This window comes from Flavobacterium branchiicola (assembly GCF_018383905.1).
Taxonomy (GTDB): domain Bacteria; phylum Bacteroidota; class Bacteroidia; order Flavobacteriales; family Flavobacteriaceae; genus Flavobacterium; species Flavobacterium branchiicola.
The window spans coordinates 190,140-216,872 of sequence record NZ_JAGYWA010000004.1 but is presented as its reverse complement, the minus strand read 5'-3'; the positions used below and the strand labels follow the sequence as shown (position 1 = coordinate 216,872).

Annotated in this window: 29 protein-coding genes; 20 read left to right on the top strand and 9 right to left on the bottom strand. The window is 33.7% G+C overall.

The features are described 5' to 3' along the window. Positions 1-89: 89 nt before the first annotated feature. The 13 genes from KHA98_RS11015 (at position 90) to KHA98_RS10955 (ending at position 11,969) form a co-directional block, all read left to right on the top strand. A complete protein-coding gene (locus KHA98_RS11015) occupies positions 90-656 on the top strand; it encodes an anthranilate synthase component II (RefSeq protein WP_213257981.1) in 567 nt (188 codons plus the stop codon). 80 nt (positions 657-736) lie between these two features. After that, positions 737-1,144, top strand: coding sequence for a GNAT family N-acetyltransferase (locus tag KHA98_RS11010; protein WP_213257980.1), 408 nt, complete (start codon positions 737-739; stop codon positions 1,142-1,144). 108 nt (positions 1,145-1,252) lie between these two features. Next, positions 1,253-2,245 (top strand): anthranilate phosphoribosyltransferase, encoded by a 993-nt coding sequence (gene trpD / locus KHA98_RS11005; protein ID WP_213257979.1) that lies wholly within the window; start codon positions 1,253-1,255, stop codon positions 2,243-2,245. Between the two features lie 84 nt (positions 2,246-2,329). Next, positions 2,330-3,109: an indole-3-glycerol phosphate synthase TrpC gene (gene trpC, locus KHA98_RS11000; protein WP_213257978.1), complete on the top strand. Its 780-nt coding sequence runs from the start codon at positions 2,330-2,332 to the stop codon at positions 3,107-3,109. A gap of 165 nt (positions 3,110-3,274) precedes the next feature. Beyond that, positions 3,275-3,907, top strand: coding sequence for a phosphoribosylanthranilate isomerase (locus KHA98_RS10995; RefSeq protein WP_213257977.1), 633 nt, complete (start codon positions 3,275-3,277; stop codon positions 3,905-3,907). Between the two features lie 11 nt (positions 3,908-3,918). Continuing rightward, entirely contained in the window at positions 3,919-5,100 is a 1,182-nt protein-coding gene (gene trpB, locus KHA98_RS10990) for a tryptophan synthase subunit beta (protein WP_213257976.1), read from the top strand. A 6-nt stretch (positions 5,101-5,106) separates the two neighbouring features. Continuing rightward, a complete protein-coding gene (locus KHA98_RS10985; protein WP_213257975.1) occupies positions 5,107-5,424 on the top strand; it encodes a gamma-glutamylcyclotransferase family protein in 318 nt (105 codons plus the stop codon). Positions 5,425-5,434: 10 nt separating this feature from the next. Continuing rightward, a complete protein-coding gene (locus KHA98_RS10980; protein WP_213257974.1) occupies positions 5,435-6,172 on the top strand; it encodes a carbon-nitrogen hydrolase family protein in 738 nt (245 codons plus the stop codon). A 107-nt stretch (positions 6,173-6,279) separates the two neighbouring features. Continuing rightward, positions 6,280-7,041, top strand: coding sequence for a tryptophan synthase subunit alpha (gene trpA, locus KHA98_RS10975; RefSeq protein WP_213257973.1), 762 nt, complete (start codon positions 6,280-6,282; stop codon positions 7,039-7,041). A gap of 302 nt (positions 7,042-7,343) precedes the next feature. Beyond that, positions 7,344-7,973: a TetR/AcrR family transcriptional regulator gene (locus KHA98_RS10970; RefSeq protein ID WP_213257972.1), complete on the top strand. Its 630-nt coding sequence runs from the start codon at positions 7,344-7,346 to the stop codon at positions 7,971-7,973. Next, positions 7,963-9,282, top strand: coding sequence for a TolC family protein (locus tag KHA98_RS10965; protein ID WP_213257971.1), 1,320 nt, complete (start codon positions 7,963-7,965; stop codon positions 9,280-9,282). Before KHA98_RS10970 ends, KHA98_RS10965 begins: the two co-directional genes overlap by 11 nt. Before the next feature lie 12 nt (positions 9,283-9,294). Beyond that, on the top strand, positions 9,295-10,374 hold the full coding sequence (locus KHA98_RS10960) for an HlyD family secretion protein (protein ID WP_213257970.1): 1,080 nt from the start codon (positions 9,295-9,297) through the stop codon (positions 10,372-10,374). Positions 10,375-10,379: 5 nt separating this feature from the next. Then, positions 10,380-11,969 (top strand): MDR family MFS transporter, encoded by a 1,590-nt coding sequence (locus KHA98_RS10955; RefSeq protein WP_213257969.1) that lies wholly within the window; start codon positions 10,380-10,382, stop codon positions 11,967-11,969. Between the two features lie 202 nt (positions 11,970-12,171). On the opposite strand, the gene yaaA is transcribed toward KHA98_RS10955, so the two are convergent. After that, positions 12,172-12,930: a peroxide stress protein YaaA gene (gene yaaA, locus KHA98_RS10950; protein ID WP_213257968.1), complete on the bottom strand. Its 759-nt coding sequence runs from the start codon at positions 12,928-12,930 to the stop codon at positions 12,172-12,174. Positions 12,931-13,330: 400 nt separating this feature from the next. On the opposite strand from yaaA, the gene KHA98_RS10945 reads away from it, so the two are divergent. Together KHA98_RS10945 and KHA98_RS10940 are read left to right on the top strand one after the other, a co-directional pair. Then, positions 13,331-14,764 carry a CCA tRNA nucleotidyltransferase gene (locus tag KHA98_RS10945; RefSeq protein WP_213257967.1) on the top strand — a complete coding sequence of 478 codons (1,434 nt, stop codon included), beginning with the start codon at positions 13,331-13,333 and terminating at the stop codon, positions 14,762-14,764. A gap of 15 nt (positions 14,765-14,779) precedes the next feature. Further along, positions 14,780-15,805: a COX15/CtaA family protein gene (locus KHA98_RS10940; RefSeq protein ID WP_213257966.1), complete on the top strand. Its 1,026-nt coding sequence runs from the start codon at positions 14,780-14,782 to the stop codon at positions 15,803-15,805. A gap of 310 nt (positions 15,806-16,115) precedes the next feature. Here the strand turns inward: KHA98_RS10940 and KHA98_RS10935 are convergent, their stop codons facing one another. From KHA98_RS10935 to KHA98_RS10900, 8 genes are all read right to left on the bottom strand, one after another. Next, complete coding sequence (locus KHA98_RS10935; protein ID WP_213257965.1) at positions 16,116-16,883, bottom strand: LytR/AlgR family response regulator transcription factor; 768 nt, start codon at positions 16,881-16,883, stop codon at positions 16,116-16,118. A gap of 38 nt (positions 16,884-16,921) precedes the next feature. Beyond that, a complete protein-coding gene (locus tag KHA98_RS10930) occupies positions 16,922-17,296 on the bottom strand; it encodes a 2TM domain-containing protein (RefSeq protein ID WP_213257964.1) in 375 nt (124 codons plus the stop codon). Positions 17,297-17,320: 24 nt separating this feature from the next. After that, positions 17,321-17,626 carry a 2TM domain-containing protein gene (locus tag KHA98_RS10925; protein WP_246522293.1) on the bottom strand — a complete coding sequence of 102 codons (306 nt, stop codon included), beginning with the start codon at positions 17,624-17,626 and terminating at the stop codon, positions 17,321-17,323. Between the two features lie 2 nt (positions 17,627-17,628). Beyond that, positions 17,629-17,958, bottom strand: coding sequence for a 2TM domain-containing protein (locus KHA98_RS10920; protein ID WP_213257962.1), 330 nt, complete (start codon positions 17,956-17,958; stop codon positions 17,629-17,631). 2 nt (positions 17,959-17,960) lie between these two features. Further along, the gene (locus KHA98_RS10915; protein WP_213257961.1) at positions 17,961-19,319 is read right to left on the bottom strand and encodes a 2TM domain-containing protein; all 1,359 of its coding nucleotides are present in this window, start codon (positions 19,317-19,319) and stop codon (positions 17,961-17,963) included. 19 nt (positions 19,320-19,338) lie between these two features. Next, positions 19,339-19,962: a hypothetical protein gene (locus KHA98_RS10910; protein ID WP_213257960.1), complete on the bottom strand. Its 624-nt coding sequence runs from the start codon at positions 19,960-19,962 to the stop codon at positions 19,339-19,341. 47 nt (positions 19,963-20,009) lie between these two features. Then, positions 20,010-20,417 (bottom strand): DUF2141 domain-containing protein, encoded by a 408-nt coding sequence (locus tag KHA98_RS10905; RefSeq protein ID WP_213257959.1) that lies wholly within the window; start codon positions 20,415-20,417, stop codon positions 20,010-20,012. Positions 20,418-20,792: 375 nt separating this feature from the next. Further along, positions 20,793-22,958: a TonB-dependent receptor gene (locus tag KHA98_RS10900; protein WP_213257958.1), complete on the bottom strand. Its 2,166-nt coding sequence runs from the start codon at positions 22,956-22,958 to the stop codon at positions 20,793-20,795. Positions 22,959-23,099: 141 nt separating this feature from the next. On the opposite strand from KHA98_RS10900, the gene KHA98_RS10895 reads away from it, so the two are divergent. From KHA98_RS10895 to KHA98_RS10875, 5 genes are all read left to right on the top strand, one after another. Further along, positions 23,100-23,558 carry a DinB family protein gene (locus tag KHA98_RS10895; protein ID WP_213257957.1) on the top strand — a complete coding sequence of 153 codons (459 nt, stop codon included), beginning with the start codon at positions 23,100-23,102 and terminating at the stop codon, positions 23,556-23,558. A 174-nt stretch (positions 23,559-23,732) separates the two neighbouring features. Continuing rightward, complete coding sequence (locus KHA98_RS10890) at positions 23,733-24,191, top strand: YciI family protein (protein WP_213257956.1); 459 nt, start codon at positions 23,733-23,735, stop codon at positions 24,189-24,191. Positions 24,192-24,193: 2 nt separating this feature from the next. Next, positions 24,194-24,769: a sugar O-acetyltransferase gene (locus KHA98_RS10885; protein WP_213257955.1), complete on the top strand. Its 576-nt coding sequence runs from the start codon at positions 24,194-24,196 to the stop codon at positions 24,767-24,769. Then, positions 24,769-25,158, top strand: coding sequence for an SMU1112c/YaeR family gloxylase I-like metalloprotein (gene gloA2 / locus KHA98_RS10880; protein ID WP_213257954.1), 390 nt, complete (start codon positions 24,769-24,771; stop codon positions 25,156-25,158). Before KHA98_RS10885 ends, gloA2 begins: the two co-directional genes overlap by 1 nt. Before the next feature lie 241 nt (positions 25,159-25,399). Next, complete coding sequence (locus tag KHA98_RS10875; RefSeq protein WP_213257953.1) at positions 25,400-26,680, top strand: chloride channel protein; 1,281 nt, start codon at positions 25,400-25,402, stop codon at positions 26,678-26,680. Positions 26,681-26,733: the final 53 nt, after the last annotated feature.

The window sequence follows — 26,733 nt, the reverse complement described above, 5'->3', positions numbered from 1 at the left end:
AAGTTTGCTTCGCCAGTTCGCTATCGCTCGGGTCAAGTTAATGAAACTTAGAATCTCAGAACCTTAGCAACTTAGAACCTCAAGAAAAAATGAAAAAAATATTAGTTATAGACAATTACGATAGTTTCACTTATAATTTAGTGCACTATTTAGAAGATTTAAATTGCGAAGTTACTGTTTACAGAAACGACGAATTTGATATCGACGAAATCGCTTCTTTCGAAAAAATATTACTTTCTCCGGGACCAGGAGTTCCTGATGAAGCAGGTTTACTGAAAGCGGTAATACAAAAATACAGTCCAACAAAAAGCATTTTGGGAGTTTGTTTAGGACAACAGGCTATTGGTGAAGTATTTGGCGGAACACTTTCAAATCTTGATAAAGTCTATCATGGTGTTGCAACAAATGTAAAAACGGTAGTTTCAGATGAAATTTTATTTGAAGGTTTAGGAAACGAATTTGAAGTGGGAAGATATCATTCGTGGGTTGTAGATGCCAATTTGCCGGATGTTTTAGAAGCAACTTCAATAGACCAAAACGGACAAATTATGTCGTTAAGACACAAAAATTATGATGTTAGAGGCGTTCAGTTTCACCCGGAAAGTGTTCTGACTCCAAATGGAAAAAGGATTTTAGAGAACTGGATTAACAGTTAAAAAAACTTTTGTTTCATGTTTCAAGTTTCAAGTTGTTGGAACGTGAAACTTGAAACATGAAACAACCAAAAACAAAATCAATGGAAATAACAATTTCAGAAACCCGAGAAATAAGTATTGACGACATTCTAATCTTATACAAAGCAAACGAATGGAGTTCAGCAAGTAAACCAAACGAACTATATAATGGTCTTTTAAATTCGGAAACATTAGTAACGGCTTGGGAAGGCAAAAAGCTCATCGGACTTGGAAATGCAATTTCCGATGGATTCTTAACCGTTTATTATCCACATTTATTGGTGCTTCCGGAATATCAGGGAAAAGGAATTGGAAAATTGATTTTGGATAAAATGCAGGAGAAGTACAAACACTTTCACATGCAAATGCTCACAGCTGACGGAAAATCAGTTGATTTTTATAAAAAGAACGGTTTTGAAAGAGCCGGAAAAACAGAGCCAATGTGGATTTATCAAGGAAATGAACATTGAAAAAAGTTTCACGTTTCAAGTTATAAGTTTCAAGTTCGCACAGAACCCGAAACCTGAAACAAAAAACTTAGTATCTCAGAACCTTAGCAACTTAGAATCTTAAAAAAAATGAAAACAATATTAAATAAACTAATCAATCACGAAGTGCTTTCTAAAGAAGAAGCCAAAAACGTATTGATTAATATTTCAAGCGGTCAATATAATCCGAGTCAGATTTCGGCATTTTTGACTGTATTTATGATGCGTAGCATTACGATTGACGAACTTTCAGGCTTTCGCGAAGCTTTATTAGAATTATGCATCCGCGTTGATTTATCAGCTTACAATACAATCGATTTATGCGGAACAGGTGGTGACGGAAAAGATACGTTCAACATTTCAACTTTAGCCTCTTTTATCGCCGCCGGCGCCGGGATAAAAGTAGCCAAACACGGAAATTATGGTGTTTCCTCCATTTCAGGATCAAGCAACGTAATGGAAAAAATGGGAATTAAATTCAGTAATGAAGCTTCCTTCTTAGAAAAATGCATCGATCAGGCCGGAATTTGTGTTTTACACGCACCTTTATTCCACCCTGCAATGAAACATGTTGGACCAATCAGAAAAGAATTAGCTGTAAAAACGTTCTTCAATATGTTAGGACCAATGGTTAATCCATCGTTTCCACAAAATCAATTGGTTGGTGTTTTTAATTTAGAATTGGCAAGAATGTATGCTTATCTATATCAAAATACCGACGTAAATTTTACTATCCTGCATTCACTTGACGGTTACGACGAAATTTCTTTAACAGGACCAACAAAAATCATCACAAGCCATATGGAAGGCATGCTGAATCCACAAGATTTTGGTGTTCGACTATTAGCACAAAGTGAAATCGAAGGCGGAACAACAATCGAGGAATCAGCAGAGATATTTACCAATATCATTTCCGGAAAAGGAAATGAAGCCCAAAATAATGTGGTTTGTGCCAATGCCGCAATGGCAATCGCAACAGTTAACAAATGTTCTCCACAAGAAGGATTTGAATTAGCCAAAGAAAGTTTATTTTCTGGAAAAGGGCATCAGGCATTGAAGAAATTACAAGAATTAAGTAACTAAAATTTGTTTCAAATTTCAGGTTTCAGGTTGTTTTGAACGTTCTACAACTTGAAACATGAAACGTGAAACGTGAAACAACACAAAATGAATATTTTAGATAAAATAATTATAGACAAAAAACGAGAAGTAATTCTAAAGAAATCAATCATTCCGGTTTCTCAGCTAGAAGCTTCAGTATTTTTTGGAAAACAAACTATATCTCTTAGTCAGAATTTAAGAGATAGTAATTCCGGAATTATAGCCGAACACAAACGTCGTTCTCCTTCAAAATCAATTATCAACAATAATTTTACGGTTGAAGAAGTGGTAAAAGGATATGAAAATGCAGGCGCTTGCGGAATCTCGGTTTTAACAGACGGAAAATATTTTGGAGGTTCACTTGACGATTTACTTTTAGCAAGGGCTTCAGTAAATATTCCGCTGTTGCGAAAAGAATTTATTGTAGATGAATATCAGATTTTAGAAGCAAAAGCACATGGAGCCGATTTGATTTTATTAATTGCTGCGGTTTTAACCCGTGAAGAAATCAAATCATTATCTGAATTCGCAAAAAGCTTAGGTTTAGAAGTTTTATTAGAAGTTCACAATCAGGAAGAACTGGAAAAATCAATTATGCCAACTTTAGATATGATTGGCGTAAACAACCGAAACCTAAAAACATTCGAAGTAAGTCTGGATTTCAGCAAAGAACTGGCGTCACAGATTCCGGATGAATTTGTAAAAGTTTCAGAAAGCGGAATCTCATCTATCGAAGCGATCCAGGAACTTAAACCTTACGGTTACAAAGGTTTCCTAATTGGAGAAAACTTCATGAAAACCGACAACGCAGGGCAAGCAGCTGTTGACTTTATCAGTCAGCTGTAAGCCGTAAGCTGTAGGCTTTAAGCTTTTAATAAAAGCCTTTAAAAAAAAATCAACATCAAGCTAAAAGCTTAAAGCCTATTGCCTAAAGCTAAAAAAGCATCAAAAAAAATCAGCACAAAGCAAAGAGCTTAAAGCTTACTGCTATTGCTTAAAGCACCAAAAAAAATGAAACTCAAAATATGCGGCATGAAATATCCCAAAAACATACTCGAAGTAGGTGCACTCCTACCCGATTATATGGGATTTATTTTCTGGGAAAAATCCGCGAGATATTGTAACGGAGAAATTCCGGAACTTATTGGTACAACTAAAAAAGTTGGCGTTTTTGTAAATCAAAGTCAGGAGGAAATTCTGGAAAAAGTTATAAAACACAACTTACAAGCCGTTCAGTTACACGGAAATGAATCTGTCGAATTTTGTTCAGATCTCAAAAATAAGTTAGCTGAAAAAATCGAAATTATAAAAGTCTTTTCAGCAGATGAGAATTTTGATTTCGAAATTATAAAACCTTTTGAAGATGTCTGTGACTATTTTCTGTTCGACACCAAAGGAAAATTACCTGGCGGAAACGGTACAACTTTCGACTGGACCATATTAAAAAAATACAATTCCAAAAAACCTTTCTTTTTGAGCGGCGGAATCGGAATGAACGAATTAAAAGCCATTGAAGAAATTTCAAAAAGCAATTTACCCATTTATGCCGTCGATATAAATAGTAAATTTGAAATCGAACCGGGGTTAAAAAATAAAAATCTATTAAGCAATTTCAAACGCAAATTTGAAGTTGTAAACTTTTAAACTTTAAAAAAATGAGTTTTAACGTCAACGAAAAAGGATATTACGGAGAATTTGGAGGAGCTTTCATTCCCGAAATGTTATATCCGAATGTAGAAGAATTACGCCAGAAATACTTAAGTATTATGGATGAACCGGATTTTAAAGCAGAATTCAATCAATTGCTAAAAGATTACGTTGGTCGCCCTAGTCCACTGTATTTTGCCAATCGTTTATCTGAAAAATACAATACCAAAATCTATCTAAAAAGAGAAGATTTAAACCATACCGGAGCGCATAAAGTTAATAACACCATCGGACAAATTTTACTTGCGAAACGTCTTGGCAAAAAGAGAATTATTGCCGAAACTGGTGCCGGACAACACGGTGTAGCAACAGCAACAGTTTGTGCTCTAATGGGAATAGACTGTATCGTTTACATGGGCGAAATTGACATTGCACGCCAGGCGCCAAACGTAGCCCGTATGAAAATGCTGGGTGCAGAAGTTCGCCCTGCACTTTCAGGATCAAGAACATTAAAAGATGCTACAAACGAAGCAATTCGTGACTGGATTAATAATCCGGTTGATACACATTACATTATTGGATCTGCAATTGGACCACATCCTTATCCGGATATGGTAACCCGTTTTCAAAGCATTATTTCAGAAGAAATTAAATGGCAGTTAAAAGAAAAAGAAGGGCGTGAAAATCCGGATTATGTTGTAGCTTGCATTGGTGGAGGAAGTAATGCCGCAGGAACTTATTATCACTTTCTGCATGAACCGGAAGTTGGAATCATTGCTGTTGAAGCTGCCGGAAAAGGTGTAGATAGCGGACATAGTGCGGCAACGAGTAAATTAGGAAAAGTAGGCGTTATTCACGGTTGTAAAACCCTTTTAATGCAAACTCCGGACGGACAGATTACGGAACCGTATTCGATTTCTGCCGGACTAGATTACCCTGGAGTTGGACCTTTGCACGCGCATTTAGCACAAACCGGACGTGGAGAATTTTTCTCTGTTACAGATGATGATGCAATGAATGCAGGTTTACAGCTTACAAAACTAGAAGGAATTATTCCCGCGATTGAAAGTGCACACGCTTTTGCAGTTTTGGATCAGAAAAAATTCAAACCAACAGATGTTGTGGTAATCAGCCTTTCAGGTCGTGGTGATAAAGATTTAGATAATTATATCGAATATTTTAAATTGTAATACTTTATGGAAAAGTTATTCTCTTACGGAACATTGAGATCAAAAGAAATTCAAAGGCAAATTTTTAATAGAGTATTAACCGGTACAGCAGATCAGGTACTGGGTTATAAACTCAAAAGTTTAAAAATAGAAGAAGAATTTGGAATGGCAGATTACGTTGTTGTAATTCCCAGCGAAAACCCCGCAGACGTAATACATGGTGTTGTGTTCAATGTTTCAGCCTCAGATTTGGCAAAAGTAGATTTATTTGAATCGAATGCTTACAGAAGAGTTCAAGTAACTTTACATTCGGGAGATATAGCCTGGATTTATATCGAAAACTAATAATCAAAAAATGATTTTAGCTACAGCGCAAACAAAACCAAAACGAGAAGATATACATGCTAATTTATTAGATCATTATCATCTTGTAGAATTGGCGGCGAATAATGGAGCCAATTTAGTTGTATTTCCAGAGTTATCTATTACGGGGTACGAAAGACAAAATGCTGCATCATTAGTTTTTACAAAAGATGATTCGAGAATTGAACACTTAAAAGAACTGGCAGTAAAACACAACATTATCATTGTTGCCGGCGCTCCAATTCAGGTTGAAGCGGAAATGTTTATTGGAGAATTTGTTATTTCTCCTGATAATTCGGTTTCTATTTACACCAAGCAATTTTTGCATGAAGGTGAAGATGAATATTTCCAATCTTCTTTTAATTATAATCCGATGATTACGATTAAAGATCAGAATATTTCATTTGCAATTTGTGCTGATATTGATAATCCGCTGCATCCGGAAAATGCTAAGAAAAGAGAAACTGATATTTATATTGCCAGTATTTTCTTTTCGCCAAACGGAATTCCGAATGCTTACAGAGACTTGCAAAACTATGCTCAAAAACATGAAATGAATGTTTTGATGTCGAATTTTAGTGGCGAATCTTGGGGATATTCTTCGGGCGGAAAAAGTGCTTTTTGGAACAATAAAGGAGAATTAGTCGGACAAATGAACGATTCGGATTCTGGATTATTATTGGTCGATAATCAAAATGATAATTGGACAAGTAAGATTATTACTTTTTAGATTCTTGCAAGGTTTTCAAAATCTTGTAGGTATGAAAATAAATTACGTAAACAAAAAACACCTACAAGGTTTTGAAAACCTTGCAGGAAAAATAAAAGATATTAAAAATGAACAGAATAACTCAAAAATTACAAGAAGATAAAAAGATACTTTCTATTTATTTTTCGGCGGGATATCCGAACTTAAATGATACCGTGCAGATTATTCAGGATTTAGAAAAAAACGGAGTCGATTTAATCGAAATCGGGCTTCCATTTAGTGATCCTTTGGCAGACGGACCAACTATTCAGGCCAGTTCGACACAGGCACTTCATAACGGAATGACTACTCAAATTCTTTTTGACCAGCTGAAAAACATCCGCGAAAGCGTAAAAATTCCGTTAATTATTATGGGCTATTTTAACCCGATGTTACAATACGGTGTTGAAGCGTTTTGCCAAAAATGTGCTGAAATTGGAATCGATGGTTTAATTATTCCAGATCTTCCGGTTGATGTTTATGCTGATGAATACAAAGCTATTTTTGAAAAATACGGATTGATCAATGTGTTTTTGATTACACCTCAAACTTCAGATGAAAGAATTCGTTTTATTGACAGCGTTTCAAACGGATTTATTTATATGGTAAGTTCTGCAAGTGTTACAGGATCTCAAAGCGGTTTCGGAAATGTTCAAGAAGAATATTTTGAAAGAATATCAAATCTGAATTTGAAAAATCCTCAAATTGTTGGCTTTGGAATTTCAAACAAAGAAACCTTCAATCAGGCAACAAAATATGCAAAAGGTGCTATTATCGGAAGCGCTTTTATCAAACATTTAAGCGAAAGCGGAAGTGGAAAAATTGCCGAGTTTATTGGGGAGATTCGATAAATAAATCCCAATAAGCATATCGTTTGTCATTCTGAGGAACGAAGAATCACACTCGTAACTCTATAAAGATTGGCGACATAGTTTGCGGAATTTCTAGTGTGATTCTTCGTTCCTCAGAATGACAAAACAAGCTCATATAGCTGAAATACTTTAGTATTTCAGCTTTTTTATTTTAACTAATTAATGCACGATTTAACATAAATTATCGAAACCGATTTATGTTAATATTGTGTTAAAATAAAATTAAACAAGTGTTTAAATTAAACAACTGTTTAATTTTGTATCCGATTAGAAACAATACCATGTCACACATCGAATTAAACGATAAAAAAATTCAGATTCTAGAAGTTGCAGAAAAGCTTTTTTCTGAAAAAGGATTTGAAGGTACATCGATACGGGATATCTCAAAAGAGGCAAAAATTAACATTGCCATGGTTTCGTATTATTTTGGTTCAAAAGAGCGATTATTAGAGGCTTTAATTCTTTACAAAACTTCTGATTTAAAATTACAACTCGAAAATTTATTGCAGGAAAACATTCAACCTCTTGAAAAAGTCAATAAATTAATCGAAATTTACATTAGCAGAATTTGCCTTAACAAAGGGATTTACAGAGTATTACACTTTGAACTTAATAGTAAAAAGAGAGAGAAAAGTATGATTGCCTTTACCGAATTAAAAAAAGGAAATCTAAAATCTGTCGAAAGTATTATTACTCAGGGTCAGGCTCAGGGAGTCTTTAGAAAAGATGTTATCATTCCGCTTATTACGCCTACCATCATTGGAACCTTTTTTCATTTTCACATGAATCGATCTTTCTTTGAAGAATTATTGAATTTAAAAACAGAAGAATCGTTTAACAATTACATTAGAACCAGTCTTACAAAGCACATTCAACAAACTATAAAAGCGCTACTTGTTTATGAAAATTAGTCAATTAATGCTCTTTGGAGTTTTCTTTATCGGAATATCTTCAATAGAAGCACAAGAAAAAACAAGTTTAACCTTGGACGAAGCCGTTAAAATGGCCTGGGAAAAAAGTAACGAAGTTACTCTTGCCAATACTAAGGTAAACACAAAAAAATACGAACTAAAAACCGTAAAAAATAATCAATATCCGGATATCAAAGTTTCGGGACAATATCAACGTCTTACAAAAGCATCAATTGATATGCCAAATCAGGGAGAAAGCGCTTCATTGGCATCTCCTGACAGAGCAATGCTTGGAATGGCTAATTTAAGTTTACCAATTTTTGCCGGATTTAAAATTCAGAACAGCATTGATGCGTATGATAATTTATACGAAGCAGAAAGTGCTAATGCTGCAAAAACTAAAGAAGATGTCGCTTTAAAAGTAGTTACTTATTATACTGCTTTATACAAAGCTCAAAAAACTTTGGATGTTTTAAACGAAAATCAAAAAAGCGCTAAACAACGTGTTACTGACTTTATAGAGTTGGAGAAAAACGGAATTATTCCGAGAAATGATTTATTGAAAGCACAATTATTAGTTTCTAAAACACAATTATCTATTGATGAAGCGAATAATAATATTAATAATATCAATTTTTATCTTACTACATTATTAAAGTTAGACCCTTCTGTAAAACTTCAGGTAAATGAAGACGATTTCTTCAATTTAAAAACCAGTAATGCACCAACTTCTGATGCTGTTGCGCTTGAAAGCAGAAAAGACTTAGAAGCTATCAGACTTCAAAGTAAAGCTTCTGAAGCTAATGTTAAAATTGCAAGAGCAGGATATTATCCTTCAGTGTCATTACTTGGCGGCTATACAGCTTTTGATCTTAAAGATATTGTAACTGTAAAATATGCAATGAATTTTGGAATTGGTTTGTCTTATGACATATCAGGAATTCTAAAAAACAACGTTCATGTTAAAGAAGCAGAAAGCAAAGCTTTGGAAGTAAAAAATTCTGAAGCTATTATGACGGACCGCATTAAAGTTGAAGTTCAAAAATCTATTGAAGATTATGATTTAGCTATTAATCAAAGTGTGGTTTATCAGGAAGCACTTGAGCAGGCAGCAGAAAATTACAGACTTGTAAAAGACAAGTTTGACAATGGTTTATCTGACACCAATGATTTGGTAGAAGCTGACGTTGAACACTTAAACGCCAAAATCCAAACCGCTTTATCTAAAGCAACTATTATTCAAAAATATTACGAATTACTTTCAGTCTCAGGACAATTATCTCAATCATTCAATCTTTCTAAAATATAATCGATAGCTCTCATGGAAAAGAAAAAGACAAATAAAAAATTCATCATCATACTAACCGTTTTGGTTTTAGTGGGCGGAACTTACGGAATATCAAAATACTTACACTCTCAGGCACACGAAGAAACGGATGATGCTCAAATCGAGAAAAAAATGAATCCGATTATTCCGAGAGTATCAGGATATATCAGCAAAGTTTATGTGAAAGATAATGATTTTGTAAAAAAAGGAGATACTTTATTTACAATCGACAAGAGAGATTATCAATTAAAAATTGATGAAGCAAATGCTGCTTTGTTAGGTGCAGAAGGACAATTTGAAGCTGCAAAAGCGGATATTGGAAGTGCATATGCAAGTATTTCAGTTTCAGATGCTCAAATGAAATCTGCAGGTGGTTCTATCGAAAGTGCTAAAATTAGATTGAGACAGCTTACAAACGATTATAACCGCTACAATAATTTGTACAAAACGCATACTATTACAAAACAACAATATGAGCAGGCTTTAACTGCAAAAGAAGAAGCTGAAAATCAAGTACGTGTTTTAGAACAACAACAAAGAGCAAGTTCTTACCAAAAATCGGTTATTCAGTCAAAATCTAAAGTTTCTGATAAACAAACTGAAGTGGCTGCAGCAAACATCAAAAAAGCAAAAACAATGTTGGATGTTGCGCATTTAAATTTAAGCTATACAGTTGTTACTGCTGCTATTGATGGTCAGGTTTCTAAAGTAGACATTCAGCCAGGACAATTAGTTCAACCAGGACAATCTTTATTTTATATTATCAATAATAATGAGGCTTGGGTTGTTGCTAACTTTAAAGAAACACAATTAAACAAAATGATTGTGGGACAAAAAGTAAGTTTAAAAGTAGATGCATATCCAAACTATGAGTTTAAAGGAATTGTAACTTCTTTTTCTCCTGCTACAGGATCACGTTTCTCTTTATTACCTCCTGATAACGCAACAGGTAACTTCGTAAAAACAATTCAGAGATTACCAGTGAAAATTAGTTTAGATCCATCAAACGATCCAGAAAAAGTTAAATTATTACGTCCGGGGATGAATGTTGATGTAGACGTACATTTGAAATAAAATAAATGGCAACAGCAGTACAAGCAGACGACGATTTAGTAGAATACGGTTTCAGACGTGTCATCATCACGATTACAGCAGTGCTTTGTGCTTTGTTGGAAATTGTAGATACCACGATTGTAAACGTAGCGCTTACAGACATGAGAGGAAGCCTTGGTGCTACTTTGACTGATGTGGCGTGGGTAATTACAGCATACGCAATCGCGAATGTTATTGTAATACCAATGACGAGCTGGCTATCGCAGCAATTTGGAAGACGTAATTATTTTGTGGCTTCTATCATAATATTTACGGTCTGCTCTTTTTTGTGTGGTAATGCCTCAAATATATGGGAACTGGTAGCTTTTCGTTTCGTACAAGGTATGGGTGGAGGCGCGTTACTTGTAACCGCTCAAACCATTATTACCGAAAGTTATCCAATTGCAAAACGTGGTATGGCTCAGGCTATTTATGGTATGGGGGTAATCGTAGGCCCAACTTTAGGTCCGCCTTTAGGAGGATATTTAGTAGATAACTATTCCTGGCCTTATATCTTTTACATCAATATTCCTTTAGGAATTATTGCTACAATTTTGGCATTGACTTTCGTAAGAAGTCCAAAATATGGTGAGAAATTAAAAGCCAATCAGGTTGACTGGTGGGGAATTATTTTGTTGAGCGCTTTTATTGGTTCTCTACAATTCGTATTAGAACATGGACAACAAGACGACTGGTTTAATGATTCTTTAATCGTAACCTTAAGTGTTGTTACCGTTCTTGGATTGGTTTTGTTTATTTGGAGAGAGCTTACTTATAAACATCCAATTGTGAACTTAAGTGTTTTAAAAGATGGAAACTTACGAATTGGAACCGTAATGTGTTTTATCCTAGGTTTTGGTTTATACGGTTCAACCTTAATTATCCCGATTTATACACAATCAATTTTAGGATGGACTGCAACTGATGCCGGATTATTATTAATTCCAGGATCGATTACAACGGCGATCATGATGCCGTTTGTTGGTAATATGATTCAGAAAGGGGTACCGCAAGGTTACATGGTAGGAGTTGGATTTTTAGTTTTCTTCTTCTTTACCTTTATGATGTATAGCCGTATGACACCAGATACAGGTGTCGAACATATGTACTGGCCATTAATTTTAAGAGGTATTGGTTTAGGATTACTTTTCGTTCCTATTACAACGCTCTCTCTTTCTACTCTGAAAGGAAAACAAATTGGTGAAGGTGCAGCATTTACAGGAATGATGCGTCAATTAGGCGGATCTTTTGGTATCGCGATTATTACCACTTTCATTACACGTTTCAGTCAGTCGCACAGAGTAGATCTGATTAACAATTTAGATCCTGCCAAATTTGAAGTGCAACAGCGTATTGCAGGAATGCAGCATGCTTTTATGGCCAAAGGCTATAGTGCCGATGTTGCCTTGAAAAAAGCCTATCAGGCCATTGAATATTCAGTCTTGAAACAAAGTACTGTAATGGCTTATATGGATATTTTCATGTACCTGGGAATTATGTTTTTATGTTGCATACCGATTATTCTCTTTATCAAAAAAGGGAAGAACAAAATTAGTGCAGCCGACGCAATGCATTAATAATAATAATAATTTTATAATACGCAGAAACGCCGAATTCAATATTAGAATTCGGCGTTTATTTTTTATGATTATTTCGATGTGAAAATTTGTCAAATCTACAGGGATTGAAATCCCTGTCTACAATATGTTTCGAGTCTAAGACTCTTTTAGAAAACCTTTGAACCTTTGTTACTTTGCACCTTTGCTCCTTCAAAAAAACCTATCTTGTAAAAACTAGATGATTTCCCTTAGAAAGATTGGCATCAAAACGATAACCGTCGTAATTAAAACCTTTTAAGTCATCAATCGTTTCTGCATTTGTATCAATAATGTAGCGAACCATCATTCCTCTCGCCTTTTTAGCGAAGAAACTGATCATTTTTAATTTCCCGTCTTTATAATCTTTAAAATCAGGAGTAATTACAGGCACTTTTAAAGCTTTTACATCAACAGCCGAAAAATATTCGTTGCTTGCTAAATTCACAAATAACTCATCCTTTTTCAATTCTTTATTTAGAGCTTTTGTAATCGTTGGTTTCCAGAATTCGTGAAGATTTTTATATTCACCAACCGGCATTTTTGTTCCCATTTCTAAACGGTAAGCCTGCATTAAATCCAGCGGTTTTAAAAGGCCATAAAGTCCGGATAGAATTCTAAGTTTATCTTGTAAAACATCCAATTTTTCTAACGGAATTGTATAAGCATCCAAACCTGTATAAACATCGCCATCAAAAGTATAAACAGCCGGACGCGCGTTTTCTGGTGTAAAAGGTGTTTTCCATTCCTGATTTCTTTTCCAGTTTAAATCGGCCAATTTTTCTGAAATTGACATTAATTCTGATAATTCAGCTGGCTTTTTTTGTTTTACTTCTTTATGAACTATGCGGGCTTCTTTTAAAAAAGAAGGTTCAGTATATTGAGATGTTGGTAATTCTTTTTCGAAATTCAGAGATTTCGCAGGAGATATAACAATTTTCATTTGTATGTTTTTGTAGCATTCAAAAATACAAATTGAATTTCTAAAAACAGATTATCTCAATTGATTTGTTCTATAGATGTATATTTTTTTTTCTGCCACGAATTGCACTAATTGCACTAATTTTTCTTGCCACGGATTAAACGATTAAAAACGATTTCCTTTCTTCTCACCCAATTCATTTATTCAAATTAATTTACGCTCCATTAAATAAAATTCGGGCAATTCGTGTAATTCGTGGTAAACCATTTTCCTTTCTGGCAAAATTCAGTACTAAAAACTATTAAATTCTTCAAAAAAGTGCGCTGTAGATTATAATAGGCATTTTCTATGTTGTAAATTTGCATGCATTTTATTTCGTCTGAAATTCAAATTGCATTTTTACTCAAAAATTAGTGAATTCGTGGCTATACAAACAAACTACAAAACTGCTCTGCAAAATAAAATTTTCGATATCATCTCGAAAGCTTCTCAGGAATTAAACGTTGACTCTTATGTAATAGGCGGATTTGTTCGTGATTTACTTTTAAACCGAGGTTCTAAAAAAGATATCGACGTTGTAGCAGTTGGAAGCGGTATTGAATTAGCGCTAAAAGTTTCTGAATTACTTCCGAACAAACCAAAAGTTCAGGTTTTTAAAACGTACGGAACTGCAATGTTGCGTTTTGAAGATACCGATATTGAATTTGTTGGTGCCCGAAAAGAGTCTTATAATCGCGACAGCCGAAACCCGATTGTTGAAAACGGAACTTTGCAAGACGATCAAAATCGTCGTGATTTCACCATCAATGCTTTGGCTTTATCTTTAAACGAAAAAAACTTCGGAGAGCTGCTAGATCCTTTTGATGGTTTAACAGATTTAGAAAACAAGATAATCAAAACACCTTTGGATCCCGATATTACTTATTCTGATGATCCTTTGCGTATGCTTCGTGCGATTCGTTTTGCGACACAATTGAATTTCGAGATTGAAGAAAATTCACTAAATGCGATCACAAAAAATGCCGATCGTATTAAAATAATTACTGGCGAAAGAATTGTAGATGAATTAAACAAAATTCTTTCTACAGATAAACCTTCTACAGGATTTTTACTTTTATACAAAACAGGACTTCTTGATCTTATTTTACCTGAATTAACCGCATTGAATCAGGTGGAAGAAATTGAAGGTCATACGCATAAAAACAACTTTTATCACACACTTGAGGTTGTAGACAATATTTGCCCAAACACAGATGATGTTTGGTTACGCTGGTCGGCTTTGTTACACGATATTGGAAAAGCGCCAACAAAACGTTTCGCTAAAAAACAAGGATGGACTTTTCACGGTCATGAATTTCTTGGCGGAAAAATGGCTAAGAAAATCTTCGAACGTTTGCACATGCCTTTAAACCATAAAATGAAATTCGTTCAGAAAATGGTTATCATGAGTTCGCGTCCAATTGTTTTGGCTGATGAAATTGTGACTGACAGCGCGGTTCGTCGTTTGGTTTTTGATGCTGGCGAAGATGTTGAGAATTTAATGACTTTATGTGAAGCGGATATCACAACCAAAAATCCTGCGAAATTTAAGAAATACCATAAAAACTTCGAACTCGTTCGCAAGAAAATTATTGAAGTGGAAGAACGCGATCATGTACGTAATTTTCAACCACCAATTTCCGGAGAAGAAATTATGGAAATGTTTGATTTGAAACCTTCGCGTGAAATTGGGGTTTTGAAAGAAGCAGTAAAAGAAGCGATTTTAGAAGGCGATATTCCGAATGAATACCAAGCTGCTTATGATTTTGTGATTCAAAGAGCTGAAAAAATGGGCTTAAAAAAAATAGAGAAATAAGTATTATTTAATAAAATGAAAAAAGAGAATAAATCAGTAATCATTTGGTTACTATCAGGTTGTGTTTTATTGTTTTTAATGGTTGTTGTGGGTGGAATTACCCGTTTGACCAATTCAGGTTTATCAATGACCGACTGGCATTTGGTAACCGATACTTTCCCTCCTTTAACAGATGCAAAATGGAACGAGGCTTTTGAGCAGTACAAGAAATTCCCTGAATATCAGAAAATCAATATTCACAACGATTTTCAATTAGCCGATTATAAATTTATTTATTTCTGGGAATGGTTTCACCGTTTCATCGGCCGTATCATCGGACTTGTATTTTTTGTACCATTCGTATACTTTTTAATCAAAAAGAAATTAGATACAGATACAATCAAAAAATGCATCGTACTTTTAGGAATGGGTGCTTTTCAGGGATTTCTAGGATGGTTTATGGTTCGTAGCGGATTAATCGATAATCCGGATGTAAGTCATTTTAGACTTTCATTACACTTAACTTTTGCTTTTATCACTTTTGCTTATACGCTTTGGGTGGCGCTTGATTTGATTTATCCGGAAAGAAACATCAACAAAATAATTCCGCTTCGTACAATTGCGAGATATGCTTTGGCAGCTTTGTTGATTCAGATTATTTATGGCGGTTTTGTTGCTGGACTTAACGCAGGATTAATTCATAATCACTGGCCTTTAATGAGCGACGGAGAATTTATTCACGAATCGGTTTTCATTGAACAGTCTTCTTTGGTGAAAAATTTAATTGAAGGAAAAAGTGGTGTTCAGTTTGTACACAGAACTTTTGCTTATGTTGTAGTCGCCATTATTCTTTTCCTTTTCTTTAGAAGTAAAAAATATACGCTTACTAATACTCAGGCAAACGGAATCAAAACATTAGTTATTTTTGTTTTCATTCAGTTTTTACTTGGTGTTTTTACATTGTTATATAGCGTACCATTGGCTTTAGGATTAATCCACCAGATTATGGCATTTTTCCTTTTAAGCGCTATGACGTATACGTTGCACAGATTGAGTAAATAAAAATATTTACCTATAAAATAAAAAAGAGCCAATGGCTCTTTTTTTTATCAGTAATATATTCTCAAAAACAATTCATTCCGTAGGAATGTTTCATTGGTAGAATTCAATTTGAATTATGGTTATACGTTCCGTAGGAACGTTTGATTAATAAAATAGATCATTTATATAAAATCAGATGTTCCTACGGAACAATATAAAACAATTTATTCTTTTTCTTCCGACGAAATATTCCTACGGAATACTAAATCGCAACCCTTTTGTAAAATGGAATAAAATCAAATTCAACTAATGACTTCGATTCAATGCAAAACTATCCAAGCCACGTTTTAAAATCCTGTACTTTTTCGCGGCTTACAATTACCTCATCTTCTTTGTAAGTTGGTAAAATCACTTTTAAGCGTGAATTGGTATAAACCTGAATTTCTTTTATTGCCTGAAGCGGAACAATGAATTTTCTGCTTACGCGGAAAAAATCTTTCCTATCTAATTCCTGCTCGAGGATTTCTAAAGTCGAATCGATTAAATAATTTCGATTATCAAAAGTATGAATATAGGTTCCTTTATTTTCACTAAAAAAACATTCGATTTCGTCTGTAGTAATCACTTTTAAATGTTGCCCTATTTTAACGGTGAATCTCTTCTTATAATTCTTTTCGAAAGGATTTGACAGCATTCTGCGTATTTGCTCAAAATCAAGTTGCAAATTGCTGCTTTCTGATTCTAATTTAGGCAGTCTCGTTTTAAATTTAGTTACTGCCACTTCAAGATCATCTTCGTCTATTGGTTTTAGCAGATAATCAATACTATTCAATTTAAACGCTTTTAGTGCATATTCATCATAAGCTGTTGTAAAAATAATGGCGCTTTTGATGTCGATTTTTTCAAAAATTTCAAACGATAAACCATCAGACAACTGAATATCTAAAAATATCAAATCCGGATGCTGATTGTTGGCAAACCAATCAACAGATTCTTCTACAGAATGCAACATGGTTTTTACTGCAATATCAAGCTTTTCAAGCTTTCGCTGTAATAATCTTGCGGCAGGTTTTTCGTCTTCTATAATTAATGTGGTCATTTTTAAATTGAAAAAGTTGAAAATTTTTTAATGTAAACTTACTCCCATTTATTGGTATTCGATGGCTCTTTCTTCATATATTCCTGAATTTTCTTTTCTTCCCAATCAGAACTAAAAAAAACATCTCTCCCAAAAACAGATAAAGCATGAGCCAGTAAAGCAATTCCCCAAAATATTGCGGTCGAATAAGTATGCCAGTCCAGCAAACCTCCGTCATTAAAACCTCTTCCAAAAATTTCCTTGTTTAAGTTTGAGGCAATAATAATTACGTTCACTAAAATATATACTTTTAAATGTGAGTAAAAACCTTTAATCCTCTTTACTTTTCGGTATGCAATTATAAATTGTTCATCATTATTGTTACCAAATTCCTGTGAATATTCTTCGTACATGCGTCTTCTGAAACGTCCCATTTTTTTATATTTTTTTTTAATAGATTATTGCCACTTATCTCTGTTCAATTTTTCTTTATCCATGATCTCTTTGATCTTTCTTTCCTCCCAGTCTTTTCCTAATACCGGAAATACTTCGAAAACTTTTAATCCATGAAAAACGACTCCAATTCCCCACCATAATAAAGGCCAGAAAAACCATAAATATTCTGGTGATGTCCATAAATTAATTACAATCAAAATAGCATTTACAAAAAGAAAAGCTGTCAAATTCCCGTAAAACCCTTTTATACCTTCTACTTTCTTTTTTGCTAAGTAGTATCTGTCTTCTTCGTTAAATTTAATTTCCATGATTACTCCCATTTTTGTTTTTTTGTTTTTTTACTTAAAAGACTTTTCAGCTTTCGTTCCTCCCACTCTTCTCCAAAAATCGTATAAGAAAGAAGTAAATCGATTGCAGAAAATAAAAACACTGAAGTCCAGATAATCATTACAACCGAATTTAAATAGTTGAATGGAAAAAAGTTTAGCGGAACTCCATAATATCGTTTTAAAATAAAAACGATCAGTCCAATACTATAAATAAACACATGTTTATAAAAGAATTTGAGCTTTACTACTCTTTTACCTAATGTCTGTTGAAACTCAAATTCTTCCCGGTCATTATTACAATTTGTTTCCATGATTATTTCCAGGTTTGTTTGTTATTTCCTTTTTCCAGAATCTCTCTTATTTTTCGTTCTTCCCAATCTGAGCTATAACCAAAAACTTTAAAAGCATGCATTACCACTCCAAATCCCCAGCCCAAAGCCGAAAACCAAAACCAGTGAAATCCAGGAGAGAATGTTAAATTTACAAAAATTAAACACGGGATTACTCCACAATATGAAATAAGATTGGCATAGAAGCCTTTCAATTCTTCAACTCGTTTTTTAGCTCTAAAATAAGCTTTGTTTTCGTCACTATAATCTGCACTAGTTTCCATAACTGCAATTTGTTTCGTTAAAATTGGAATCTTAACCGTGAAATTTTTCTCATCCTGCTCGATCAGCACATTTCTATTGGTAATAATTCCGTATCGGTTTACTATGTTTTGCAATCCAACTCCTTGTCTGTCCTGCAAAACTTCTTTTTTCTGAAGATCATTTTGTATCGCTAAATAATCCTTATCAATATAAATTCTAATATGTAAAGGTTTCTGTTCGCTTACAATATTGTGTTTTACTGTATTCTCCAGTAAAAGTTGTAAGGATAATGGAACTACTTTGGCATCAGGATTTATATCTGTTGTTGGTAGTTCATAAAACAAACTATTCTCAAAGCGCATTTTCAGCAAGTTCATATACGTTTTTGCAAACGATAACTCGTCTTCTACCGAAACCAATTCTTTGTCCTTTTGCTCTAAAACGTAGCGATAAATCTTAGATAAAGAAGTGGTAAATCGTTGTGCATTATCCGGATTTTCTTCAATTAAAGAACTTAGAACATTTAAACTGTTAAAAAGAAAATGCGGATCGATCTGATTTTTTAAACTTTCGAACTTGGCATTTGCCGTTCCTGCAATAATCTTTTGTTGTGTAATCTCAAATTTAGATGCCATTTTCCATTTTACCATAAAACTTCTGGCCTGTAAAAAAGTCGAAATTCCTAAAGATAAAATAATATAAAAAAGATGAACCCAAATCATTCTGGCACCAAAAAACACTTCTAAAGTCACGTTTTGCAAAACGACAAAAATGAAATAATTTATTCCAAGAACGACAGGAACAGTGTACAAAATGGTCACTAAAATTCCAAAATAAACCCTAAGATTTGTTTGCTCCAGCCAATCCCATTTTTTATCCAGAAGAACATTTATAAATCCATTACCAAACCCCAGTCCGAAAGAATAAAGGCAGCTTATAAAGAAAGTGACGAGTACATTTCTAATCGTTAAATCATCTCCTAAACAAGCTGAAAATATTATTGCAAAAATCATAGAAATCTTCAAACAAATAATTGTTCCACTTCTTAAATCAGCAAATGAGCTTCTATAATCTTTCATCTTACGGGCTTAAATAAATTTATTTTTTGCAATTCTTTTGAGCTTCCAAAGCTCTTTCTAATCCCCATTTTGGCGAAAAAGGAGTTTCTGGTTTAAAAGTAGCAAAAAGTTCAATAGCTTTATCAACTTGTACACATAGTGGTTTTGTATCAACTCCTGTCCATTTTGCGCCTCCTAACTGGTAATCAGCTTCACCAAAAACAGCTCTTGGATTATTTGGATCTATTGCTTTTGCCTTTGCATAAGCTTCCATTACTTTAGCCGAATATTTCATTCCGTTTGTCATCGGATCTGCGACAACCCAAGCCGTATAAATTAAAGCCTGCATCACATACAATTCTGCATTGTTCTGATCTTTAATCATTTCAACATCCAGAACATCTTGTGCTTTAGTCAACATTAAATCAATTTTGGTAATATCTTTTTCAGTAAAAGCCGATGTAGTGTTAATTAATGCTACATAATAATTTGGTAAATAACTTGTTTTTTCTGCTGCTGCAATTCTTTCAAACATTGCCGAAGCTTCCGTATTTTTTCCTTCTTTCCAAAGCCCGAAAGCTTTTCCCATTCCTTGTTCAAATTGTGTTTGCGCTGAACTTATTCCTACTACCAATAATGCAATCAAAGTGATAATTTTCTTCATTTTAAAAGTTGTTTAAATGGTTATTTTTTAAATTTTTTAGTTATTATTTATAATGTAATTTCAATTTTTGAATCTTTATCGATAACAAATTTAGCGTCTTTATAAGCAGGAGGCCCCATAAACCCTTTAGCATTGTTTGAAGCAGCATAAGCTTCTGAAGGTGCTCCCATTGCATTTCTATCCAATTTCCCGTTATTGTTTTCATCGTGATACGTTGAAATTGCATATTCTCCTGTCGGAAGATCATCAAACGTTACCACTACTTCATTATTTTTTATTTCAGAAGAAAGACTTCTATAAGTCGTTTTAAGAAATGTATTGTCTGAATTGTACAACCCTACTTTAACAATTCCTGTATCATTTTTTAAACCTGAAACAGTAACAGTTAATTTTGCATTTTGCGCAGATAATAAACTGCAAATAAATAATGTGATTATTGTAATAATTTTGGCCATGGTTTCTTTTTTTTAAGGTTATTTTTTTTTTAGGTTCTGAGATTCTGAGTTGCTAAGGTTCTAAGTTTTTTTGCTTAGTAGCTTAGAAACTTAGCAACTTATTGTCTCGATTTTTTAATGATGATTAAAACTCTTTTCATTTAAGTTTTTATTTTTTCCTTAGTGCCTCAGTCCCTTAGCAACTTAGTAGCTTAATAATTTATACTTCAAATGTATATCGGTTTTTACTCTTTTAAAATTAAATGATACCGAGTTGTCGAATTTGGTTACTGAATTGTTTTTTTTGAGGTTCTAAGGTTCTGAGATGCTAAGGTTCTAAGTTTTTTTACCTTATTACCTCAGAACCTTAGTTCCTTAGAACCTTAGAACCTTTCACTAAAGATTCTTCAACTGATTCTCATTTTTATTTTGGCTAATCGTCCAGAAGAAACCTACGAAGAAAAATCTGTCAGCAGTTGGTGTTACGGCTTGTCTTTGATAAACTCCGCTGGCATCTGGAATTTTTGCGTAATCATATCCAAAAATATTTTGTGTTCCTAAAATATTTGAAACAGAGAAATAAAGGATTTTTTGTGTTGTCAATAAATACGCCCAGTTAAAACTCAAACTATTATATGATTTTGTTTTTCCGTTCATAAACTGTGTCTGGTTTGGATCGTTGTACGGACGTCCTGTACTAAAACTATTTGTGAAACCAACCTGAGATTTCCAGTCCGTAATAAAATATTTCGTCACAACAGACAAAGTATGATTGGCAATAAAATTTGGAGTTGCCATGTTTGGAAAGTTTTTATACTGTCTTTCTGAATCGATATAAGAATAAGAAATCCAGTATTCTAAATTTTTATACAAATTACTGTCTCTCCAGAATAGATCAATTCCTTTTGCATATCCCGATCCGTTATTATTGAAAACCGAGTTGTATTGAATATCTCGTGTATTGTACTGAACTAAATTGCTGTAATCTTTATAATAAACCTCTGCTCTAAAGGTCTGGCCAGGTCTTGTAAACTGATAATTTAAAATGTAATGTCTTGCTTTCTCACTTTCAAACTGATGGTATTTTGAATATTTAATATAATCTACAACAGGAGTCTGAGAAAAGTCTCCGTAAGCAAAAGAGAACTGACTGTTTTTTGAAACCTTATAAGCTAAAGAAGCTCTTGGTGCAATATTGTTTTCGTCCAGCAAACTATTATTTGAAAATCTTGCACCAACTTTCATTGCTAATTTTTTAGAGAATAAAATATCCCCTTCAACATAAGCTGCAAAAATATTTGAATCGTAACCATTTGCAACTTTAATAGCAATATTGTCATCAAAGTTTTCATTGAATTTGGTAATGAAATAATCCGTTCCAAAAGACAATTTAAAATTGTTAGAAATCTTTTTATTCAGTTTTAATTTCAATTGCGCTGCATTTTCATTGCTGTCAACATCATTGATATCATATTTCACATTGTTTTTACTATATCCATAACTAATTCCCGACGTAATTTGCCAGCCTGTTCCAAAAGTTCCTTTATAAGAAGAATTCAGATAAAAATTATTATTGTTTAAATCTGTTCTGATTGGATTCTCGAAATTGACATTCTTCTGATTCAAATCAAATTTCTCCGAATCAAATGAGGCGTACAGTTTAAAGATTCCGTTTGTAAAATTGTATCGATAAACCGTTTCCCCTCCAAGCGACTGATATGGATTATTCCAGTCTACATTCTGTGGAATTACTGCTTGATAAGGCGCCAGATTGATGTAAGCAGCATTTACACTTAGTGAACTTTTTTTCCATTTTTGAGTATTGGCTAAAGTCAAACCAACTGTCATTAATCCGATATCTGTTTTTTCATGGTCTTCTTCATCTTGCGTATTCAAAAGCAAAACACTTGATAAAGCTTCACCATATTCTGCCGAATATCCTCCGGTAGAAAAAGCAATTCCACTAAACAAGAAAGGAGAAAATCTACTGCGCGTTGGTAAATTATTTGTTGTTGCTCCGTATGGCTGCGCAACTCTTATTCCGTCAACAAAAGTTTGTGTTTCGCTGGCTTCTCCCCCACGTACAAACAAACGCCCATCTTCACCAACACTTTGCGTTCCCGGTAAAGTCTGTAAAGCTGCTACGATATTTCCGGCAGAACCTGCTGTAGTCACAATATCTAAAGGTTTTAAAACAGAAACTCTTGCTTTATCACCCGATTCTAATGTTCCGGCTGTAATTACGACAGCATCAAGGGCGTTAACATTATCTCTAAGTTTTATGGTTTGATTTTTAAAATTTGTAACATCAATTTCTTTCTTGTAAGTTTCAAAAAGTAAAAAGCTAATTACAATAGACTGATTTCCTGTTGCAGCAGTTTCAAACGAAAATTCTCCTGTTTCAGAACTTGTTGCTCCATCATAAGTTCCGTCAATATAAATATTTGCGCCTGCAACCGGTTTGCCTTTTTGATCGGTAACTTTACCAGAAATTGTGTTCTGAGCAAAAATTACCGCTGTAAAAAATAAAAAATTTATTGTAAAAAATAATTTGGTTTTCATGTCATCTTTGGTTTTGATGAGACAAATGTATTTTAACAATTCTTGTTAAAAAATATTAAATAACCCAATTGTAGAATTTCGGGGATGAGTTGTAAATATCTAATTTGTATCTTAGCTAGGAATTGCAAAAAACAATTAATTATGTCAGAAAGTAAGAGAATTTCAAATTTATATCAATCCATTTATGATGGAAATCCATGGTTGGAGGTTACCTTGGCAAATACTTTAAAAAATATAACTGCAGAACAAGCGTACAAAAAGATAAATCCAAATCTAAATACGATTTGGGAAATTGTAAATCACCTGATACAATGGAGAAGAAATATACTGGAACGCATGCAGGGAGAAGTTGTGCAAGCTCCGGGGCATAACTATTTTGTTCCTGTTTTAGATCCTTCTGAAGCCGCCTGGGAACAATCACTTCAAACACTGGCAAAATCTCAGGAATCATGGAATGCTTTTTTTGAAGATTTTAATGATGAGCATTTAGCCAAAATATATGTTAGTAATGGTCATACGTATTATGAACATCTTCACGGAATTATTCAGCATGATGTGTATCATTTGGGGCAGATTGTTATTTTGAAGAAATTGCTTTAGTTATAGATTTTTTTCTACAGTATTGTCATTTCGACGAAGGAGAAATCACACTCGTAGCTCGACAAAGATTGGCAACATTCTGTACGGAATTTCTAATGCGATTTCTCCTTCGTCGAAATGACAAAAATTGAGAACGATTTTAAAAAATATCTTTTTTAAACTTAAATTATTCTTATGAAAAATTCACTAATTATCCTGGCATTTTTACTTTTCAGTACAATAGGATTTTCTCAGGAAACCGAAGTTAAATATGACGAAGCTTTAGCAAAATCACTTCATGCCGATGAGTACGGAATGAAGAAATATGTCTTCTGCCTTTTAAAATCAGGAACCAATACAACGGCTTCAAAAGAAGAAACTAAAAAATTGTTTGAAGGTCATATGGCAAACATTGGTAAATTAGCCAAAGAAGGGAAACTGGTTGTAGCCGGGCCTTTCATGAAAAATGACAGAAACTATCGTGGCATTTATATTTTTAATGTAGAAACGGTAGACGAAGCCAAAGCGCTTGTCGCAACAGATCCCGCAATAAAAGCCAACTTACTGGAAGCTGAATTAACGCCTTGGTACTGTACCGCAGCTTTGCAGGAAACAGTAAAAGTACACGAGAAAATTGCGAAGACGAAAATGTAAATATGAAAACTGAAAAAGAAAAAATGATCTCTGGCGAATATTACAATGCCATGGATCCAGAATTATTAAAAGGTCGTCGCGCCGCCAAAAATCTTCTACACAGCTTAAATGTAAAAGAATATCGGGTGACCAAAAAAGCAAAAGAAATTTTAGCAACATTAATACCGAACGCAGGATCTGGACTTTATATTGAACCTCCTTTTCTTTGCGATTACGGATATAATATTTTCTGCGGAGAAAACGTTTATTTTAATGTCAATTGCGTTGTGCTGGATTGCGCACCAGTCAATATTGGATCAAATGTTTTTATTGCACCAAACGTTCAAATTTATACTGCATCACACCCGCTTAACGCTGAATTAAGAAAATCTCTGGAAAATGCTTATCCAGTCACGATTGGTGATGATTGCTGGATTGGCGGAAATTCTGTTATTTGCCCGGGAGTAACAATTGGAAAAGGCTGCGTTATTGGCGCCGGATCTGTTGTTACCAAAGATATTCCGGATAATTCACTGGCCGTTGGAAATCCGGCAAAAGTAATTCGAAAATTAAATCAGGAACCTGAATCAAAAAAATAATGCTTACTCTAAACAAAATACACCATATTGCCATTTTATGCTCCGATTACGAAAAATCGAAGTATTTCTATACTCAGATTTTAGGTCTTACTATTATTCGCGAAATTTATCGTGAAGAACGTCAGTCTTACAAATTAGATTTGGCTTTAAATGGTTCTTATGTAGTCGAATTATTTTCATTTCCAAATCCGCCGCAAAGACCTTCAAGACCTGAAGCCGTTGGTTTGCGTCATTTAGCTTTTGAAGTAATTAATCTGGAAGAAACTATTGCTTTTCTAAATACAAAAAACATCGAATCGGAACCCATAAGAATTGATGAAATCACCGAAAAACGTTTCACTTTTATTGCTGATCCAGATTTGCTTCCAATAGAATTCTATGAGCGATAATTAAGCTATTTTTTGAATCTCGCAAAGTCGCAGAGCCGCAAAGTTTTTAAGTAAATTCTTTGTGACTCTGCGACTTTGCGAGCAAATTCTCATCAATATGCTACATAAAGCACACTGAAAGAATTTTCCTGTTTATATCGGTTTTAACACAGTAAAATGAAGATTTCCTAGAAAAAACCGAATTTGATTCTTAATTTTGTAATCCGCAAAACAAAAATGCGGATTTCTTAAACTTATTCTGATGAACAAAACGGCGCAAATCAAAAAAAATCATCAATTTATCAAATTCCGAAAATTAGTTATTGTTTCTATTTTAATTGGCTTCCTTTCTGCCTTTCTTGGAATTTCACTGAAAAAAATAACAGAATACTACGAACAAATTTTCTTTCATGAAGTATCGGTACATCCTATATTTTATATTGTGTTCCCTGTTTTCGGATTATCGGTTATTTATTTTCTAAGACAATATCTTTTCAAGAAAAAAGAAAACAAAGGAATTAAAGAAGTTTTCGAAAGTACGGCTTCTAAATCTAAAAATCTTCCTTCTTATAAAATTCCGTCTCACTTTATCAACGGTTTATTAACTGTTATTTTTGGAGGATCAACAGGAATCGAAGTTTCTACCGTAGTTGCAACTGCAACAATTGGTTCTGTTGCTCACGAAAAAAAGAATGTCTTTCGTCAATACAAAACCGAATTAATTTGTGCAGGTGTTGCTGCCGGAGTTACAGCACTTTTCAGCAGTCCGATTGCAGGAGTTTTATTTGCTTTTGAAGTTATTTCAAGAAAAGTAACACGAGCCTTTATCATTTCAAATGTAATTGCAGTTTCGATCGCTTTTGGTCTGTTAACGATTTTAAAAGAAGAGCCTTTGTTTGCAGTTTCAATTGTAACATGGCATTTAAAAGCAATTCCATACTTTATTCTTTTAGGAATTCTAGCTGGTATTAATTCCGTTTACTTAACTCGTTGTGTTTTATTCTTTAAATCGCAATTTGGTAAAATAGATACTCATTATTATAAAATTCTAATTGGTTCTGTAGTTTTAAGTGCTTCATTATTTTTCTTCCCACAATTGTATGGAGAAGGTTATCATGCTATAAAAGGAATTTTCGGAAATGCTTCTGAAGTTACTATGACGGTAACTTTGGCAATTACATTTATCGGAATATTGATTCTAAAACCAATTGTAACTTCAATTACGCTGGCTTCAGGAGGCGATGGTGGTGTTTTTGCACCTAGTTTATTTATTGGGGCTTTCTTAGGATTATTGCTTGCTTCCTTCTTAAACAGCTTTTTCCATGTAAATGTAATCCCGATTAACTTTATGATTATCGGAATGGCGGCTGTTTTAAGTGCCAGTATTCATGCTCCTTTTACTGCTATATTCCTGGTATGCGGATTAACGAATGATTATACTTTATTCTTCCCAATTCTTGTAGTTTGCTTAATTTCTAAATACACTGCAAAAATGATATACCCTTATACAGTATACAGTTATTCACCAAATTTGATTAAATAAGTTTTTCAGATTCCTCCTTGAAATCTGAAAAACTACAATATAAAATACCACAA